Source organism: Chitinophaga sancti, from assembly GCF_034424315.1.
Taxonomy (GTDB): domain Bacteria; phylum Bacteroidota; class Bacteroidia; order Chitinophagales; family Chitinophagaceae; genus Chitinophaga; species Chitinophaga sancti.
The window spans coordinates 2551141-2571420 of the sequence record NZ_CP139972.1 but is presented as its reverse complement, the minus strand read 5'-3'; the positions used below and the strand labels follow the sequence as shown (position 1 = coordinate 2571420).

Here is a 20280-nt window from a genome sequence, read left to right as displayed (position 1 = left end):
AAACTATGCCGCGCCGCAGTCTCTTTATTTGTAATCATAACTCACCAACCAGTGAATGCCATACTTATCAGTCAGCATTCCAAACAGGGCACCCCAGAATTGTTTACCAAGCGGCATGGTTACGCTGCCTCCGGCGGATAATCCTTCAAAGAGTTTGTGGGCTTCCTCTTCACTTTCAGCAGAGATGCTGATGGTCACACTATCTCCAAAAGTTGTGCTGCCCATATGCCCTGGCCGGTCACTTCCCATTAACATTCCATTATTGGCGATGGGTAATGCAACGTGCATTATTTTGTCCGCATCTTCGGGTGGAGGCGGGTTATCGCCAGGAACATCTTTGAAACGCATAAAAGTAGCAAACTCTCCACCAAATACGGATTTGTAGAGACCGAATGCAGCTTCGCAGGTATCGTTGAAATTGAGGTAAGGATTGAGTGTTGCCATAAGGTGGTTTTACTGTTAATGTAACAGTAATAAGTGGGAAAGGTTTAAAAAAATAAAGCCACCCTTAAAAGAGCAGCTGTCTGATATCCCTATACCTATGAAATAATAATTTTAGTACAGCGAATTTACAACTCACACATTTCTTATTAGTTAATCCGATGTTAAAGAATGCGGAAACTTTATAAACGGTAAATAAGGTAAGGAACTGGTATTAAGTCTAGTTGTTTTGTAGAGTAACTGCAATATCTTATCTTTGCGGCCACAACTAAATCTTACCTGTGATAAGAAAATCTATAGCCAGCCTGCAACAGGAAGCTGCTCAAAGTGGCAGTAATACTTTAAAACGCAGTCTTGGAGGTTTCAACCTCATCGCCATCGGTATTGGCGTTATCATTGGTGCAGGGCTTTTTTCCCTCACCGGAATTGCAGCGGCCAACAATACAGGGCCGGCAGTCATTCTCTCCTTCATCTTAGCGGCAGTGGGCTGTGCATTCAGCGCGCTCTGCTATGCAGAAATGGCCAGCATGGTACCTGTAGCAGGGAGTGCTTATACCTATGCCTATGCTACGCTCGGAGAGCTCTGGGCATGGATCATTGGCTGGGACCTGGTACTGGAATATTCAGTAGGTGCCTCTACTGTAGCTATCAGCTGGTCACGTTACCTGGTTAAGTTTCTCAGCACATATAATATTCATATTCCTCCTCAGCTGGTAACTTCGCCATTTGAGAAAATTGAACTGGCAGATCATAGTATTGTGCATGGTTTTATTAACCTGCCAGCAGTATTGATTATAGTAGCTATCACTTCTATTTTAATAAGAGGTACCAAAAGTTCCGCTTTGTTCAACGCGATCGTAGTGGCGCTGAAGGTAGGGGTGGTGCTGGTATTCATTGCACTGGGCTGGAAATATATTCATCCTGAAAACTATCATCCTTTCATTCCTGCCAATACTGGAGAATTTGGGTCCTTTGGCTGGAGTGGTATTCTGAGAGGGGCAGGTGTCGTTTTCTTTGTATTTATCGGTTTTGATATTGTTGCCACGATGGCACAGGAAACCCGCAATCCAAAGAAAAATATGCCCATCGGCATCCTGGGTTCACTCATTATATGTACTGTTCTCTTTGTATTGTTTGGTTATGTGATGACGGGAATGGCGCATTATACGGAGTTCAAAGACAATCCTGCACCGGTAGCGGTAGCGATTGCACATACCCCTTATAAGAATCTCTTCCTGGCAGTGATCGGCGCAATCCTGGTAGGTTATACTTCTGTGATCCTGGTAGATCTGCTGGGGCAATCCAGGGTATTCTATTCCATGAGTAAAGACGGTTTATTGCCACCTGTATTTTCCCAGTTACACAAACGCTTTGCGACTCCATTTAAATCTAATATCGTTCTCTGTATCTTCATTAGTTTATTTGCGGGGCTCGTACCCATTTCTGTAGTGGGAGAGATGTGTAGTATTGGTACATTACTGGCATTTGTGATGGTGTGTTTGGGCATCCTGATCCTGCGCAAAAAGCAACCGGATATTCCCCGTGCATTCAAAACACCCTGGGTACCGGTCGTTCCTATCCTTGGTATCCTCACCTGCCTGATAATGATGTTCTCCCTGCCACTGGATACATGGATCCGTTTGATTGTATGGCTGCTCATTGGTTTTATCGTATACTTTGGATATGGTAAAAAGAATAGTAAATTAGGAGGGTATGCTAACACTCAACAGAACGAACAGTGATGATCCGCAATTTCAGGAACTGATTATCGCGCTTGATCAGGAATTGTGGCTCAGGTATCCTGAAGTACAGCAGGATTACGAAGTCCTCGATAAAGTTAAGAACATACCTACCGTTGTAGTGGCATATGTCGATGCCCTGCCGGTAGGTTGTGCCTGTTTCCGCCCTTTTGACGCTCATACAATAGAGGTGAAGCGCATGTTTGTATACGCCACCCATCGTGGTCAGGGCATTGCTTATGCCATACTAAAAGAACTGGAAACCTGGGCGCTCTCACAGGGTTTCACCCGCGCTGTTTTGGAAACAGGTATTCGTCAGCCGGAAGCTATTGCCCTCTATCAAAAATCGGGTTACACCTTTATGGATAAATACCCACCATATGAGCAGATGGAGAACAGTGTATGCCTGCAGAAACCCTTGCTGTAGGCTTGTTACCTTTTATCCAGATATTTAATGGCAACAGGGTTTCATTTGTTACCTTTAAAAGGTAAACAACACAACAATCTGAATCGCCGTTTTATATGAAAAAATTACTGCTTGCTATTTCAGCCTGCTGCATGGTTTTTGCCGCTCATGCACAGGAAGATGCACTGTGGCTGCGTTATCCCGCCATCTCTCCCGATGGAAAGACCATTGCATTCGGGTATAAAGGAGATATATACAAAGTAGATGTAAACGGGGGCATCGCTGTACCACTTACTATTCACGAAGCCCACGACATGATGCCGGTATGGAGTCATGATGGTAAGCAAATTGCTTTTGCCAGTGACAGGAGTGGAAACTTCGATGTATACGTGATGCCTGCGATCGGAGGTGCACCTGTACGCCTTACTTACAACAGCACTGCTGATTATCCTTACGATTTTACGCCTGATAACAAGCAGGTATTATTTGGTAGCCCACGCAATGCGCCGGCATCAGATATCCGCTTTAGTACCAGGTTGTTCAATAACCTTTATACCGTACCCGTAAGCGGTGGCCGTGCCATACTGCTAAGTTCTGCCGGTGCAGACAATGCACATTATTCTGCTAAAGGAGACCAGATCGTATTCCAGGACAGAAAAGGATACGAGGACCCATTACGTAAGCACCATACCAGTGGCGTAACCCGCGATATATGGGTGTACGATATAAAGAATAAATCTTACCAGCAATTGTCCACTTACGAAGGAGAAGACCGCGAACCTGTGCTGGGGCCTAATGATCAGTTGTATTACCTGAGTGAAAAAGGCGGAATTTCACAAAACCTGTTCAAAGCTTCCCTGACTTCGAAAGGTGAAATGAAACAGCTGACACATTTTGACAAACATCCCGTACGTCATTTATCTATTGCTAATAATAATACCCTTTGCTTCTCTTACAATGGTGAGATCTATACTTACCAGGAAGGAAAGGAACCAAAGAAGATCGCCATCCAGGTATTGAATGATGGCCGTGCTGCCGTGATCAAACACCTGCCTGTAAACGGTAACGTCACGCAGTTCAGAATGAGTCCTGATGGTAAGCAAATGGCCTTCATCGCAAGAGGTGAGGTGTTTGTAAGCAGCGTTGAAAATAACATGACCCGCCGTATCACGAATACGCCTACACAGGAGCGTGGCCTGAGCTGGTCACCGGATGGCAAAACCCTGGTGTATGCCGCAGAGCGCAATGGTAACTGGGATCTGTATAAAGCAAGCATGGTAAAACCGGGAGAGAATTATTTCTTCAATGCCACCCTGGTAAATGAAGAACCCCTGATAGCGACTGCTGCTGCAGAATTCCAGCCGGTATTCTCTCCTGATGGAAAGGAATTAGCTTATGTTGAAGACAGGAATATCCTGAAGGTATATAACCTGGCATCTAAAAAAAGCCGTATCATTTTGCCTAAAGGCCGTAACCATTCTTATTCTGATGAGGACTGGGATTTTGCCTGGAGTCCTGATGGAAAATATATCGTGACCGAAGACCAGCAGGGGTATTTTGATGTGAGCAATGCAGCAATCCTTCCCGCTGATGGCAATGGAAAAACGATCTATCCTGTGATGAGCGGTTTTGGTGAAGAGAGTAGCAAGTTCTCTATAGATGGGAAGATGTTGTTGTACCTGAGTAATGCTGCAGGTCGTCGTTCACTGGCTAAACAGGGTAGTAAGGAGAAAGACATTTATGCTGTATTCCTGGATCAGGCAGCATACGATCGTTTTAAATTATCTAAGGATGCATTCAACCTGCTGAAGGATGATACTGCTGCGACTAAAAAAGATACATCTTCCAAAACATCTTTCAAGCCTGATTTTGAAGACCTGGAGAACAGGAAGGTGCGTCTTACAATTAACAGTGCCAGTATTGGTGATTATGTGTTGAGCAAGGATGCTGCCAAGCTGTATTACATGGCATCTTTTGAGAAGGGATATGATCTGTGGGTAACAGAGCCACGTACTGGCGAAACAAAGATCCTGGCTAAGCTGGGTGGTTCATCAGGCGATATCGTATTGAGCAAGGATGGGAATACGCTCTTTGTCAGCAACAAAGGAAGTGTAGTGAAAGTAGAGACAGGTTCCGGTAAGGTAACTCCTGTGAGTATCAGTACAGAGTTCAACTGGAATCCTGCTGCGGAAAGAGCTTACATTTATGAGCATGCCTGGAAGGAAGTAAAGGATAAATTCTACGATCCCAAACTGCACAATGTAGATTGGGAAATGTATGCAAAGAACTATGCCCGATTCCTGCCACACATCAGTGATAATTATGACTTCCAGGAGATCCTGAGTGAACTGCTGGGAGAACTGAATGCATCACATACAGGTGGCCGTTATTATGCTTCCTCACCAGAGGGGGATGCAACGGCCTCTTTGGGATTGCTGTATGATGAAACCTTTACCGGCAATGGTCTGAAGGTGGATGAAGTATTGACAGGTGGTCCGTCTGATAAGGCAAAGAGTAAGATCAGAAAAGGTGTGATCATTGAAAAGATCGATGGTGAAACTGTAAGTCCGGATATTGACTGGGCTATGCTGCTGAACCGTAAGACGGGTGATAACGTACTCTTAAGTTTGTATGATCCGGTGGCTCAGCAGCGTTGGGATGAAACTGTTATACCATTTGCCGCAGGCGAGGAAGGCCCTTTGATGTACAAACGCTGGGTAAAGCGCATGCAGACTATGGTCGATAAACTGAGTGATGGTAAAGTAGGCTATGTACATGTAGAATCCATGAATGATGCCAGCTACCGTTCCGTGTACGATGTAGTAATGGGTCGTAACAGGGGAAAGAAGGCATTGATTGTTGATACCCGTTTCAACGGAGGCGGCTGGTTGCACAATGACCTGAATACCTTCCTGAGTGGAAAGGAGTACCTGCACTTTGCACCGCAGATGGAAATGGTGGAAGGCGCAGAACCTGCTGACAGATGGACACGGCCCAGTTGTGTGATCATGAGTGAGGGCAACTACAGTGATGCGTTCATCTTCCCTTATATCTACAAACAGAATGGCCTGGGTAAACTGATAGGTATGCCGGTAGCGGGTACAGGTACGGCTGTTTGGTGGGAAAGACAGATCGATCAGTCTATCATTTTTGGTATCCCGATGATTGCGACCATTGGCAAAGAGGGGCGCCCTACAGAGAACCTGCAGGTAGAGCCTGATATCAGGGTGCCGCTGAGGTATGAGGAAGAAATGAGTGGTAAGGATGCCCAGCTGGAAGCTGCGTTAAAGGAAATGCTGCAGGAAATAAAATAGTCGTTTTTTTATTTTAAGTATAATGGGGCCGGGATAATACCTGGTCCCATTTTTTATTTGTATCTTAAGCGCACTTCAGGGATTTGGGAACATTCTTTTTACATCTAAAAGGTAGTGTTCTATTATGTCGTCTTCGCAATCGTTAAAAAAAGTAATCAGGCCCATTCATTTGTGGGCTATTGGTGTTGGTCTTGTTATTTCCGGAGAGTATTTCGGGTGGAATTATGGCTGGGGAGTAGCCGGTACTATGGGTTTTCTGATCACCACGCTGGTCATCACCCTGCTGTATATTACGTTTATCTTCAGTTTTACAGAATTAACTACTTCTATTCCGCAGGCGGGAGGCCCTTTTACCTATACGCACAGGGCCATGGGGCCAGTAGGCGGATTGATAGCGGGCTATGCTACGGCGGTGGAATTCCTGCTGGCCACACCAGCTATTGCATTGGCTCTGGGCAATTACCTGCATTTTTTGCATCCGGCCTTGCCGGTTTTGGGTAGTGGCCTGGCATTCTATATTATTCTCACCGTTGTCAACCTTTTAGGTATTAAGGAATCTGCATTGTTCTCCCTGATCATCACATTACTTGCAGTGGTTGAATTATTAATTTACCTTGGAATAGTAGGTCCGTCCTTTAAGACGGCCAATTTTCTCCACGATGCGATGCCATTTGGCTGGAGTGGGGTATTTAACGCCTTACCCTTCGCAATCTGGCTATATGTATGCATAGAAGGGATTGCTATGGTTGCAGAGGAGGTGAAAGATCCGCACCGAAACATCCCCAAAGGCTACATATCGGCGATCCTCACTTTGATGTTACTGGCCTTAGCAGTCATGGTATTCACTGGGGGTATTACAGACTGGAAATCCCTCTCTGCTATAGACTATCCCTTACCCGAAGCCATCGGTGTGGTATTGGGAAAACAGAACGGCATCACAAAACTCTTTGCCGGCATCGGCTTATTTGGCCTGATAGCCTCCTTTAATGGAATCATTATCAGTTATTCCCGCCAATTGTTCGCCTTAGGTCGGGCGGGGTACCTGCCAGGGATCATGTCCACATTAAGTCCACGGAGAAGAGTACCTGTCGCCGCCCTGATTACAGGTGGTCTTTTAGGTGTAATCGCTTTATATATGGGTAAAACCGATCAGTTAGTGATCCTTTCTGTCATGGGAGCGATCGTCATGTATATCCTGAGCATGGTGAGTTTGTTTATCCTAAGAGTGAAAGATCCAGCACTCGAAAGACCTTACAAAGCACCCTTATATCCCTGGTTCCCGGGAATTGCCTTATTCCTTTCCATCGTTTCCCTTTTTGCAATTATTTATACTTATCCCATGTTAAGCCTGATCTTTTTCGGAGGATTGGCGGTGGCATTGGTTATTTTTATAGGGATGGGCAGACATAAGCATCAGGCAGTAATCAACCTGCTTTCGGAGATATAATGTTTTAATAAATTGGTTTCATGAGTTACCGGCATACAATTCATCATACTACTTACGAATTTAATGATTTGCGTACCCTGTTGGCGAAGGCTGGGCCTTTCCGTTCCGGCGATGCGTTGGCCGGTTTGTGTGCAGATACCGCAGAAGAAAGAGTGGCGGCGCAGATGGCATTGGCAGATGTGCCATTAAAAACTTTTTTACAGGAAGTAGTGATTCCCTATGAGCAGGATGAAATTACGCGGCTGATCGTTGATGCGCATGATGTAAATGCATTTGCTTTAGTGAGCCATTTTACGGTCGGGCAATTCAGGGATTGGTTATTAAGTGATCATGCAGATACCCTGAGTTTACAGCAATTAGGGCCGGGCATAACGCCTGAAATGGTGGCGGCAGTGTCGAAGTTAATGCGCAACCAGGACTTGATTAGTGTAGCAAAGAAGTGCGAGGTCGTGACACGGTTTAGGAATACTATCGGGTTAAAAGGGCATCTTTCTGTGCGCCTGCAACCCAATCATAATACGGATGATCCCAAAGGTATTGCAGCCAGTATCATAGATGGATTACTGTATGGAAGCGGGGATGCGGTGATTGGTATCAATCCGGCCACGGATAGTCCGCAGGCAACGATCACCTTGTTGAAAATGCTGGATCAGCTACGTGGGCAATTTGAAATTCCTACACAATCCTGTGTGTTGTGCCATGTTACAACAGCCTTGCAGATCATGCACAGTGCACCGGTGGACCTGGTGTTTCAGTCGATAGGTGGTACTGAACAAACGAATAGTAGTTTTGGTGTCAATCTTTCCTTATTGCAGGAAGCGTATGAGGCAGGGTTATCCCTGCAGCGTGGTACGGTAGGGAATAACCTCATGTATTTTGAAACAGGGCAGGGGAGCGCATTGTCTGCGAATGCACATGGTGGTGTAGATCAGCAAACCTGCGAGGTGAGGGCATATGCGGTGGCACGTAAATTTTCACCATTACTGGTCAATACGGTTGTAGGTTTTATTGGACCCGAATATTTGTTTGATGGTAAGCAGATTATTCGTGCGGCATTGGAAGATCATTTTTGCGGCAAGTTGTTGGGATTGCCAATGGGCGTGGATATTTGTTATACAAATCATGCAGAGGCAGACCAGGACGATATGGATAACCTGCTTACATTATTAGGCGTAGCAGGGGTGAATTTTATTATGGGAGTGCCGGGGGCAGATGACATTATGCTGAACTATCAGTCTACCTCTTTTCATGATGCATTGTATGCAAGAAAGGTGTTAGGATTAAAGCCTTCGCCTGAATTTGATCAGTGGTTACAAAGGCAGGGGATTATGAGCACCGAAGGCAGGTTATTGCCGGTAGGGAATTCACATCATTTACTGAAATACATATGAGTCAGGATATAATACAACAGGATCCCTGGGCATCGCTGAAGCAGTTTACAACAGCGAGGATTGCACTGGGAAGAACAGGTACCGCTATTCCATTGCGGGAGGTGCTTAATTTCCGGCTGGCACATGCGCATGCCCGCGATGCGGTGTATTCTGCATTGGCAGTAAATGCTTTGCAGGAGCAATTACATGCGTTTTATTTACCGATAGTTTTATTGCATAGCCGGGCGGTAGATAGATATGAATATTTACAACGACCTGATAAAGGAAGGCAGCTTGATGCGGAGAGTATTAGCCTGTTAAAGTCAACAGCCCCCGGGTACCTCCGGAAAGACGTGGCAATCATTCTTGCGGATGGTCTATCTGCAACAGCAATGAATGTGCATACGCAGCCTTTATTGGAAGTGTTAATTCCTTTATTGAAAGGTGCAGGACTTTCATTAGCACCTATTTGTATAGTGCAGCAGGGAAGGGTAGCAAGTGGTGATGAAGCAGGAGAAATATTGCAGGCAAAGGTGACGCTCATGCTCATAGGAGAACGCCCCGGTTTGAGTGCGGCAGATAGTATGGGGGCGTATATCACATTTGGGCCAAAGCCTGGTATCACGGATGAATCAAGAAATTGTATTTCGAATATCCGGGAAGAAGGTTTGCAGTATGAAGCCGCCGCGCAGAAGATCCTGTACTTGATTAAGGAAGCAATTAAATTAAAACTAACTGGGGTGGCATTAAAAGACAACACCGGTTTATTAGAATAATCCCTAACCATTCACCTGACACAAAAATTCAAGACGGTGCCTGCCGGAACAGGAAATATTTCTTACTCCGGCAGGTCATTATTTCAGTAAATAGTAATATTTTACCCGCCAGACACAATCAAAATGACCTGGTACGGAACTGAAATTTCTGCCGCAACCGCAACCGAAGGCCTCCGCGACCGGAATATGGAAGTCTTTAAGCATCTCTATCTCACTTATAGTGAAGACCTGTTCCTGCTTGCCTACCGATGGGTAAAAGATGAATCTCTTGCCAAAGATCTGGTACACAACCTGTTCGTACATCTCTGGGAAAAAGGGGCTTCACTCACCATTACAGGCAATGTCCGGCACTACCTTTTCCGGGCTGTTACCAACCGGGCCATCAACGAGTTAAAGCGTCAATCCAGGCATGTCAGCGAAGACATCCTGCAATGGCAGGCAGACCCTGCCTCGTTGTACGAAACCGCTGATTATATCCTCTTACAAAAGGAAATAATCCACTTGGTCCAGGGCCTCGCCCCCCGTTGCAAAGAGATCTTCTTACTCAGCCGGGTCCAGGGCCTGGAGCCATCGGAAATCGCTGAAAAACTAAACATTACACTCAATACTGTGTACTTTCAGCTCTCTGTCGCACTAAAACACCTTCGCCTCCACTTGCTGGGTGAAAAAAAGACCGGTAAATAATCAAAGTACCTCCTTACTGAACTGTCATAATTAATATACAATCATGCGTGTTGATGATCCAAGGGAATTTATAATTGACTGCCTGTCAGACCCTGCAAACACAGCGAAACAGGCAGCACTGGGGCAATGGCTACAACAATCTGCCGCAAACCGTATGCTTTATGCTGAACTAAAGCAGTTATGGGATGCAGCAGCTGACATGCCTCCAACACCATTTAACCGGGAGGAGGAATGGCAGGCCCTGTCTCAGCAAATTTCTGATCCATCGGCTCACGTTGTTGAATTAAAGAGGGAAATAGCGAGCAGTACACGGGAAGAAGCACCCGGTGTTACTGCTCCATTTTTACCTTTTACAAAATATGCCTGGGTGGCAGCCAGTTTATCTTTAATAGTCGTGACAGGTATTTATTTGTGGACTGCCAGGGAACAACACATTGCTATTCATGCATTAAAAGTTGAAAGGGTTACCCTGCCCGATGGCTCTACCATCCAGGCCCAGCCCGCAACCACCCTGGAATATGACCCTGCCTTTACCCGGCGCTGCGTTTCTCTTACTCAGGGGGAAGCATATTTTTCTATTTCACCGGATGAAAAGCGTACATTTATTGTACAGCTGCCACGCTCCACGGTCACAGTACTCGGTACCTCATTTCATGTAAAAGTCAGTGGCACAACAGAAAAAGTAGATGTGCGGGAAGGAAAGGTGCGCCTTACCACTCACACTGATACCCTGATCCTGACCCGGGGCCTCGCTGCCCAGGTTACATCAGCCGGTAAGCTACTTCAGCCTAACCTGTCTTTTACCAACGAAGAAGCCGGTACAGTGGCAACGGCATTGTCTGCGTATTTCCAGGTGAACATTACATTGCCAGACAGCACATTCAGGAAGAAAAAGATCACGGCCAACTTCCAAAACATGTCAGCAAAAGAAGTACAGCAGGTACTCAATGCGTTATTGGAGCAATAGCGGTCAGCCCTACTGATCACTGTTACGCCTATTATGAAAACCAAAGCCATTTGCTGTTTACTCACGCTATCCCTCCTCATGTGTCTCTGCGTAAAAGCGCAGGAAAAGCTAAGCATTCATGTGGTAAATGAACCCATATTTTCCGTACTCCGTCTCGTCGAAAAACAGGCAGGCGTTTTATTTGCCTACCGGAATGATATTGTTGATGTGAACGAACGTATTACCATCCATTGGGATAATGTGTCTTTGCCGACGATTTTAGACGTGATTTTTCCATCTTCGCTCTATGAGTTACGAACTATAGGCAAACAGATCATCATCCTGAAAAAGGGCACGCCAATGCCTGTAATGCCACCCCGTGTTATTGATATCAATCCGGTCGTCATAACTGCGTTAGGCATCAGCCGTCAACAACAATCTTTAGGCTATGCCTACACCGACCTGGGGCCGCAAACCTTTACCACAAATCCTGTCAACTCCCTGGCGGGGAGAGTCAGCGGATTGAATATCAGCCCTGTCAATAGTGGGGTAGGAGGAGCTACTAAAGTTACCCTCAGGGGCTTGAAGATCATTGGCGGCGATAATACTCCCCTGTTTGTAATAGATGGTATCCCTGTCAATAATTCATCTCCAGGTCAGGCAGATAAATATGGGGGCTACGACCTGGGAGATGGTACTTCTATAATCAATCCTGATGAAATAGCCAGCATCTCTATACTAAAAGGCGGGGCTGCTTCTGCATTGTACGGTAGCCGTGCTGCAAACGGAGTCATGCTCATCACTACTAAAAAAGGTGCTAAAGGATTTTCTGTGGCATATACCTCAAATACTTTGGTGGAAATACTCAATGACAATTACGATTTCCAGCATACCTATGGAAGCGGGCAGGATGGAATGCTGCCGAAGGATATTTCTACTGCAAGGGTAGATGCCCAGACAAGCTGGGGGCCTGAAATGAATAAGGATAGCACGGTTGTGATCTGGGATGGCAGCAAGGTGCCTTATGTAAATGCCAGCAATGCGATCAGTAAATTCTTCCGCAAAGGACTGACCCTGGCTAATACTGTGTCGCTCTCTACTGGCAGTGACAAAGTGCAGGTACGTGCGGCTTACAGCAATGTAAGGGAAAACGATATTATTCCTCTCAGTAAGCTAAACCGGCATTATATATCCCTTAGGTGTAGTGCCAAGCTATCTGCCGGGTTGACTGTAGATGCAAAAGGAACTTATCTTTCTGAAGATGTATATAACCGCCCTGCACTCTCTGATAATCCTAATAATATCGGGTATGTTTTAAGTGGTATTGCCCCTAATATTGATATCCGGTGGTTAAAAACTTATAAAGATCCCGTCAGTGGTAATTATATCAACTGGAATAACAATGCTTACCAGGTAAATCCATACTGGGCTATCAATGAACAACCGAATAACAGTACGCAGCGGCGGTTTAACGGGTTTGTATTAATAAAGTACCAGTTATGGCCGGGGCTCTATATCCAGGGTCGTACAGGTACTGATTACTCGCGGTTCAACTTTACTGAGTTTATGGAATATTCCACACCTTATTATACAACGGGTGGTATTGCGATGCTGCATCGGAATCTGCAGGAAACAAACTCAGATCTTTTAGTGAATTACCATAAACAATGGGGTAAGCTTTCACTGGAAGTCAATGTGGGTACCAATAGGATGGATTATAAAGAAGACCTGCGAAATGAAACGGGCAGGGGTATGAAAATAAGAGGTGCCAAAGACCTCAGTAATTTTAATACCCAACTGGGAAATCATCAATTGTACAGAAAGCGGATCAATTCGGTGTATGGTGCCGTCACCCTGGGCTATAATGATTTTTTATACCTGGATCTGACCGGGCGTAATGATTGGTCTTCTACATTGTCCGCAGGGCACAATGCCTATTTTTATCCTTCTGCTTCGGCCAGCTTTGTGTTTTCTTCCTTACTCCCTTCCATCAGCATACTGTCATTTGGAAAACTGAGAGCGAGCATTGCACAGACAGGTACGGATGCCGTTGCCCCTTATCAAACGGCACTGACTTATGCAACTAATCCAAATATCCCCAGTGTAGGAGGCTATTTGATTGGCGGGGTGGCAACGGACAAAGTGCCTTATGAAAACCTGAAGCCTAGTCTCACGCGTTCTTATGAAACAGGATTGAATATGGTGTTTTATAATAACCGCATTCAGGTAGACCTGACCTGGTATCATTCCAATACCCGCAACCAGATCCTGAATGCGCCGATCTCCCCAACCAGTGGTTACACCAGTGCGGTGATCAATTCAGGTAATGTATCCAACGAGGGGCTGGAAATAGCCTTAGGCGGCCGCCCGGTATGCCATAAAGATTTCACCTGGCAGGTGAATGTGAACTTTGCACGGAATAAGAATAAGATTATTTCCCTCAGTTCCCTGGTTTCCGATTACTACACGCTGGCTACTGCCCGCTGGGGCAATGCGAGTATCATTGCAAAAGCCGGCGCTGCCTATGGTATGATCACCGGCAGGAAATTTCTACGGGATGATAAAGGGCGATTGATCCTGGATGCAAACAATTTACCACAATATACTGCTGCTGATTATAATCTCGGTAGTACGCAATACAACTGGATAGGCGGTATCACGAATACATTTAACTATCGCCGATGGTCCTTTGCAGTATTGTTAGACATCAGGCAGGGCGGTAAGATCTTTTCCATGACGAATTTATTAGCCTATCAAAAGGGGCAGCAAAAAGGTAGCCTGGAAGGACGTGAAGGCTGGGCAAGATCTGAGCGGGAAAGAGTCGCAGCGGGTGTTGCAGGTGTTAACTGGACACCCACAGGAGGACTGCATATGAAGGGAGTGAAGGTGATTGCACCGAACAGACCGCAATACCAGGAAGTGGAAGGCTATGTGAATCCCGAAACTTACTGGACAAGGGTATCAGAAAATATTCCGGAACCATTTATATACGATGCCAGTATGGTGAAAATCCGCGAACTCACACTTGGGTATAAGGTATTGGAAAATGTAGCTGTAGCTGTGACAGCCAGAAATGTGCTGACATTAAGTAAACATATACCGAATATAGATCCTGAATCCAGTTATAATAATGGAGATGGACAGGGCTTTGAATATGGCTCATTGCCTACCCGTAGCGCCTATGGTATCACCCTGCATGCAAAATTTTAAAACATGAAATCTTACCTTTATTGCCTGATCATTATATTAAGTAGTAGTTGTACCACGAATTTTGATGTTATTAATACAGACCCTGTGAATAGTGGTACCATTGCAGCAGGAGCGCAATTGACCGCAGCAGCTTACCAGCTGGATGGGGGGAGGGAAATGGGCTATCCTAACCTGTATATTTTTCAGCCAATGGTGCAATATGTAGGTGGTACCTATGGCATGCGTACAGGAGGTAAATATGTAAGAGATGAGTTTTATAACGGATTGATGTGGTCCTGTTATTATGGAAAGTGCATCAGGCAACTGGCAGATCTGCTGGCTCAACATCAGCATGATAGTACCCAGGCAAATTATGTAGCAGGAGCCAGGGTATTGAAAGTTTACATCTTTTCATTATTGACAGATGCCTATGGTGATATTCCCTATTTCCAGGCAGGACTGGCTTATTATGATAAATTATACACGCCTGTTTATGATGAACAGGCTACTATTTACAAAGACTTTTTTACAGAATTGGAAGCGGCTATTCATCAGTTCAACGATAGTCAGCCGGTCATTACCAATGATATTGTTTACAATGGTAATCTTACCAAATGGAAACGGATGGCCCGTTCACTTCAATTGCGTTTGGCAATGCGGCTATCTAAAGCAGCACCGGAATTGGCCAGAACACAGGCACTTGCTGCATATGCGGGCGGTGTAATGCAAAGTAATGATGATAATTTTGTGATGATCCATGAAGATTACAGCTATCCTGATCTGCGTGGTAATGGCTATGCGCAGGCTTTGCAGGAAGAAGCGGCTTATAGGTATACAATTGGCACCACCACCTTTGTGAATTATCTCAAGGCGGAAAACGATCCCAGATTAGGGATGTTCTTCGTTAATACAGATAGTGTGACCAATTATTTGCCTATTCAACCAGGCCTGTACTGGTGGGAGGATTGGAAAGATTTTATAGGTGAAAACGGAGAAGTGGTCGGGCAGGCGGATAAATATTGCCACATCAATGCGCCTTTTTATCAGCAGGGAGGATCATGGTTACATATGGGTTACGCAGAGGTTGAATTTTTAGTGGCAGAAGCTGCAGTGAGAGGGTGGGTCGGGGAGGATGCGAACAGCCATTATCAGGCAGGATTGAGGGCGGCAATGCACCAGCTGGAAATATATCCGGGCATGGTGCCATTGTCAGCAGATAGGATTAATAGTTTTGTATCTGCACACCCTTTATCTGTTGAAAAAGCAATAGAAAATATCAGCATGCAGAAATGGGTGGCTTTATTTCCGAATGGATACGAGGCTTATGCCAATATGCGGAGAACGGGGTATCCTGTATTAAATCCTGTGGTAGATGTGAATGGAGAATCAGAGACTGGTGGGCATTTGCCTGGAAGATTATTTTATCCTGCAACAGAGGCATTGTCAAACCCGGTGAATTACCAGGTTGCAATAAATAGGTTAGGAGGGAGTAATGACTGGATGCGACCGGTGTGGTGGAATAAATAATTTTGTATTTATCTGGAACCGGGTCTGCTATTTTTGCAACAGCAAATAAGAAAATCCTGCTATGCTACTACAGGCAATAAATCATTATAATATCTCCTAAATTATTTGTAATTCGCACACTCATAATCATGCATTCCACTATGTATAAACTTTATCTTGTCTTATTCCTGGCAACGGGTCTGCCATTCATAGGCTGCAAAGCCCAGTCAAAACTTGGGCACCAGGCACCAGCACCACTTTTCCGCGATCCAATTTTCGACGGCGCAGCCGATCCCACCCTAATATGGAACGACAGGGAGAAAGCCTGGTGGATGCTCTACACCCAGCGCCGTGCCAGTGTAGACGCAGAAAACGTTGCCTATTGCTACGGCAGTAAAATCGGCATCGCTGAATAAAAAGATAATGGTCATACCTGGGTTTACAGAGGTGCCCTCAACCTTGAATTTGAAAAAGGTGAAAATACTTTCTGGGCACCGGATGTGGTATTCAATAACGGCACCTACCACATGTTTGTGGCGTACATCCAGGGCGTTCGCGGTAACTGGGGTGGTCATGCGCGTATTGCACACTATACAAGCAAAGATATGTGGGATTGGAAGTTTGAAGGCTTCCCGCAGCTGACTTCCGAAAAAGTGATCGATCCTACCTTGTTTCAGCTTCCTGATAAAACCTGGCGCATCTGGTACAAAGACGAAGACCATGGCTCTCACACCATGATGGCCAGCAGCAAGGATCTTAATAAATGGACCTATGCCGGTACCGAGCCTGCCATTGGGGGTAATGGCCACGAAGGGCCTAAGGTTTTCCGCTTCAAAGACTATTATTGGATGGTCACCGACGAATGGCATGGCATGCGCGTATACCGCTCCGAAGACCTGAATACCTGGACCCGGCAGGGATTGATCTTAGACGTTCCCGGTAAGCGCAAAGATGATACGCCAACAGGTGCACATGGTGATGTTGTTGTAACCGGCGATCAGGCATACGTGATTTACTTCACCCATCCGGGAAGAAAAGTACATAGTGAAAGTCCGGTGAATGAAGATGGTATACAACCTTATTCCATTCGTCGTTCCAGTATACAGGTTGCGGAGTTGAAATTCGAAAATGGTACGCTGACTTGTGACAGGGATGCGCCGTTTGATTTTTACCTGCCCTCAAAATAATAATTGAGCTTGTATTAAAATTAATTTCCGGGTTTAATTCGGACACCAGACTTAGCGCGTTGTTTTGAAATTCAGAATGCCTTCAAATTACTTTTAATACACCTCATTTTTTTACATCGTCTCCTGCTCTTCAGGATGCTTTGGCCTATGAATAAAATAATAGAAAGCCAGTATCACTACCCCCGTCAGGAAAGGAATCAAGGCAAGGTGCTTGTAGGTAATACTCCCGAACAGGATCTCTGTATCAAAATGCATAAACTCGCTGATCATCCAATATGAGTTCGCTGTGATCCAGACTGTAATTGCCAGGTTATGGCACAGTTCAGACATAAACTGTCGTGTGCGCCAGGCAATCACGATGGAAATGATCAGGGTCGGAAAGATCATAATAATTCCCAGTACGGGCCATACCATGCACCAGCTGATATCTTTGAGCAACCAGAAAACGATATGTAAATTTTCCATTTTCCGGTATTTTAAGGGAATACTGTAAGCAGGATTTTTTTCCTGGGTAACGGTGGTTTCAGGCATTGTTGATTTTGATTGAAGACGCAAAAATAAATAATCTGGCATCAATTGGTATAACTCTTGTAATATCTCTAACGAACCAAAAAAGTTGAGATATGAAAAAGGCATTAATAGCAGCCTCTATCGTAGGTGCTGCAGCAGCAGGTGTAATCATTTATCTGACTAACAGAAGCCGTGCAGAAAAGCTTATGGATGATCTGAACGAAACAGCCGATGAAGGCCGTCGTATTGCCAAAAAACATTTCCGCAAAACCCATAAGAAAGTGAATCATATGATTAATGAGCATATGGCATAATAATACAGTGGAATGTATTTATCAAAAGGTCATTTCAGGGTCAATAACCTTGGAATGACCTTTTGGTTTATAAAGTCAATATTTAGATAAAAAAGTATTATTCCCGCATGCGGAATAAGCCTAGCTTTGAAGAAACAGCACCTCGTTTCCGAAAAACTATGAACAAGCGATTAGTGGCTTACAGAGAGGAACTTACCACAGCATTATATGATATCCTGCTCTACTGGCAACAATTTACAGTTGACACAACAAACGGTGGATTTTATGGGGCAATAGATAATAATAACAATGTACTACAAGGTAGCCCCAAAGGATCAGTACTAAACAGCCGCATATTGTGGAGCTTTTCCGCAGCTTATAAATTTAATCCTACACCTGCATATTTGAACCTGGCTGAAAGAGCCTATCAATACATCCGTACATACATACAGGACCCTGTGTCCGGAGGCGTCTACTGGTCTGTTAATGCTGGCGGTGAACCGCTGGAAACGCGCAAACAGGTATATGGGCAAGCTTTCCTGATCTATGCCCTGAGTGAGTACTATAGCATTCGGCCTTCAACAGAAGTACTGGAATGGGCTATTAGTATATACCGCTTGCTGGAAAAGCATAGCTATGATCCGGTACATGGTGGTTATTATGAGGCATTTTCAAGGGAGTGGGGGCCAATTGATGATCTGCGCCTGAGTGCAAAAGATGATAATGCGGCTAAGACGATGAATACACATTTACACGTCCTGGAAGCATATACTAATCTGTATCGTGTCTGGCCGGATGTGGAGTTGCGAAAAAAAATCCACGAACTGATTGAACTCTTTTTACACAAGATCATCGACCCTGTCAGACATCAGCAGATCTTATTTTTCGATAAGGCATGGAATCCCCAATCATCGGTGATTTCTTATGGCCATGATATAGAAACATCCTGGTTATTGCAGGACGCAGCCGAGGTATTGGCAGATGAGCAAATACTGCAGCAGGTAAAAGCGAATACTCTTAACATGGCGCGGGCAGCGATAGCCGGCATCGCTGTGGATGGTAGCCTGCAATATGAAGATGACAACAGTGAAAAACATTGGTGGGTGCAGGCAGAAGCAATGGTGGGATTTTTCAATGCCTGGCAACTAAGTGGGGAAGAGAAATATTTACACCTCTCTCTGAATAACTGGGAATTTGTGAAAAAATATATCATTGATAATGCAAAAGGAGAGTGGTTCTGGGGCGTTACAGCAGATCATGTTGTCATGGCCGGGCAAGATAAAGCAGGGTTCTGGAAATGCCCCTATCACAATAGCAGGGCATGTCTGGAGCTTATTCACCGAACTGTTTAACACGTATATGAGCATAAAGGCCGGCATTAGTAGCCGGCCTTATTTATTTTATTACCATCCTTTTAATTTTTTGATGTAAGCAGTCAGCTCCCCGGCTATTAGCTTGTGTTCTTCCAGTGTGGGATGATCTCCACAACCCCCATGGTATCTTTTGGAAAAGAAATAATAAGACACATTTTTATCGCCACAGGTGGCGACTGTTTTTTTGATATTGGATTTCAATATTGTACTTAGTTCAGCATCCGCCATCGGGCTACTGAGGAGTATTATGCTGGCATCCGGATAGTAACCTCTCAGTGTGCGTATAAATTGCACATACGCTTTACAGAAGGTAGCAGCATCCTGCTTACCGTCATTCTGACCCAGGCAAACCGTTACAACATGTGGCTGATATGTTTCAAAGTTCCATTTCAGGGAATCATCCCGCATATTGATCTTATCAAAGACCTGTGGCATGGTAATTTTCATATCGCAGCAACTATGAATCAATCCGATTCCTGATACAGAAGACAGCATCCACTTTGCATCCAGGTTACGTGCGGTTAGCGGACCGTAACTCATGTAAGCATTGTGCTGGTCATACCATTGCCCCGTTCCGCATGGAAAGGAAGACTGATCGCTGCCGGTACCACAGGTGATAGAATTACCAATAAATTCAAGTCTCCGAGAAGGCGTGGAGGTAATTGGTAATAACTTTGCACACTGGAAACCGAGAAAATCCAGGTAGCCAATACCTGCCTCTGTATTTTTACAGATGGTGATCATGTGTTCTCCATCGGGCAGGTTGGAGGCGGCTTTAATAACGTTATGAACAGAAGTGATCTCTATTCTCCTGGCAGGTTGGTCATCAACCTGGATAGCCAGGTAATTGTGTTGGTTATACCGTACTTCATCTTCAATCACAATGTTACAATAAGTGCCACTGAACTTTGCGCGGATATAAACACCCGGTTGCCAGAAACGATATCTCACAAAACTGGGCTTTACAACACGACCTGTGTATTGGATATAAGGATGGTTGGCCCGGTAGTCAATCGTCTCCTGGGCAGAGGTTTGCAGGCTGCATAGGATGAGCAGTGAAAATAAAATACGGTGTATCATAGCAGAAATAAATCTCTGC

General features: G+C 45.0%; 17 protein-coding genes. 14 read left to right on the top strand and 3 right to left on the bottom strand.

All coding sequences use genetic code 11. The features are described from left to right. Positions 1-24: 24 nt before the first annotated feature. Entirely contained in the window at positions 25-444 is a 420-nt protein-coding gene (locus U0033_RS09670) for a VOC family protein (protein WP_072356938.1), read from the bottom strand. A gap of 278 nt (positions 445-722) precedes the next feature. Between U0033_RS09670 and U0033_RS09665 the strand changes: the two genes are divergently transcribed. The 12 genes from U0033_RS09665 (at position 723) to U0033_RS09610 (ending at position 17005) form a co-directional block, all read left to right on the top strand. Continuing rightward, entirely contained in the window at positions 723-2183 is a 1461-nt protein-coding gene (locus tag U0033_RS09665; protein WP_072356939.1) for an amino acid permease, read from the top strand. Beyond that, positions 2155-2607 carry a GNAT family N-acetyltransferase gene (locus U0033_RS09660; protein WP_072356940.1) on the top strand — a complete coding sequence of 151 codons (453 nt, stop codon included), beginning with the start codon at positions 2155-2157 and terminating at the stop codon, positions 2605-2607. Before U0033_RS09665 ends, U0033_RS09660 begins: the two co-directional genes overlap by 29 nt. 95 nt (positions 2608-2702) lie before the next feature. Then, complete coding sequence (locus U0033_RS09655) at positions 2703-5900, top strand: S41 family peptidase (protein WP_072356941.1); 3198 nt, start codon at positions 2703-2705, stop codon at positions 5898-5900. A gap of 124 nt (positions 5901-6024) precedes the next feature. Beyond that, positions 6025-7347 (top strand): ethanolamine permease, encoded by a 1323-nt coding sequence (gene eat, locus U0033_RS09650; protein ID WP_072356942.1) that lies wholly within the window; start codon positions 6025-6027, stop codon positions 7345-7347. A 20-nt stretch (positions 7348-7367) separates the two neighbouring features. Continuing rightward, on the top strand, positions 7368-8738 hold the full coding sequence (locus tag U0033_RS09645; protein ID WP_072356943.1) for an ethanolamine ammonia-lyase subunit EutB: 1371 nt from the start codon (positions 7368-7370) through the stop codon (positions 8736-8738). Further along, the gene (gene eutC / locus U0033_RS09640) at positions 8735-9493 is read left to right on the top strand and encodes an ethanolamine ammonia-lyase subunit EutC (protein WP_072356944.1); all 759 of its coding nucleotides are present in this window, start codon (positions 8735-8737) and stop codon (positions 9491-9493) included. The genes U0033_RS09645 and eutC overlap by 4 nt, the downstream gene beginning before the upstream one ends. A 123-nt stretch (positions 9494-9616) precedes the next feature. Then, positions 9617-10177 carry a sigma-70 family RNA polymerase sigma factor gene (locus tag U0033_RS09635; RefSeq protein ID WP_072356945.1) on the top strand — a complete coding sequence of 187 codons (561 nt, stop codon included), beginning with the start codon at positions 9617-9619 and terminating at the stop codon, positions 10175-10177. A 43-nt stretch (positions 10178-10220) separates the two neighbouring features. Then, on the top strand, positions 10221-11144 hold the full coding sequence (locus U0033_RS09630; RefSeq protein ID WP_072356946.1) for a FecR family protein: 924 nt from the start codon (positions 10221-10223) through the stop codon (positions 11142-11144). 33 nt (positions 11145-11177) lie between these two features. Further along, on the top strand, positions 11178-14333 hold the full coding sequence (locus U0033_RS09625; RefSeq protein ID WP_083571313.1) for a SusC/RagA family TonB-linked outer membrane protein: 3156 nt from the start codon (positions 11178-11180) through the stop codon (positions 14331-14333). A gap of 3 nt (positions 14334-14336) precedes the next feature. Continuing rightward, positions 14337-15839 (top strand): SusD/RagB family nutrient-binding outer membrane lipoprotein, encoded by a 1503-nt coding sequence (locus U0033_RS09620; protein WP_072356948.1) that lies wholly within the window; start codon positions 14337-14339, stop codon positions 15837-15839. A 140-nt stretch (positions 15840-15979) separates the two neighbouring features. After that, positions 15980-16234, top strand: coding sequence for a hypothetical protein (locus U0033_RS09615; RefSeq protein ID WP_218163973.1), 255 nt, complete (start codon positions 15980-15982; stop codon positions 16232-16234). An 84-nt stretch (positions 16235-16318) separates the two neighbouring features. Further along, positions 16319-17005, top strand: coding sequence for a glycoside hydrolase family protein (locus U0033_RS09610; protein ID WP_218163974.1), 687 nt, complete (start codon positions 16319-16321; stop codon positions 17003-17005). A gap of 111 nt (positions 17006-17116) precedes the next feature. Here the strand turns inward: U0033_RS09610 and U0033_RS09605 are convergent, their stop codons facing one another. Then, complete coding sequence (locus U0033_RS09605) at positions 17117-17470, bottom strand: hypothetical protein (RefSeq protein ID WP_072357082.1); 354 nt, start codon at positions 17468-17470, stop codon at positions 17117-17119. Between the two features lie 158 nt (positions 17471-17628). On the opposite strand from U0033_RS09605, the gene U0033_RS09600 reads away from it, so the two are divergent. Next, positions 17629-17829 (top strand): hypothetical protein, encoded by a 201-nt coding sequence (locus U0033_RS09600; protein ID WP_072356949.1) that lies wholly within the window; start codon positions 17629-17631, stop codon positions 17827-17829. A 158-nt stretch (positions 17830-17987) separates the two neighbouring features. Continuing rightward, complete coding sequence (locus U0033_RS09595; RefSeq protein ID WP_072356950.1) at positions 17988-19160, top strand: AGE family epimerase/isomerase; 1173 nt, start codon at positions 17988-17990, stop codon at positions 19158-19160. A 51-nt stretch (positions 19161-19211) separates the two neighbouring features. Here U0033_RS09595 and U0033_RS09590 read toward each other — a convergent pair whose 3' ends face one another. Then, positions 19212-20261, bottom strand: a complete 1050-nt coding sequence (locus U0033_RS09590) for an SGNH/GDSL hydrolase family protein (protein WP_177318524.1) — start codon at positions 20259-20261, stop codon at positions 19212-19214. Positions 20262-20280 lie beyond the last annotated feature (19 nt).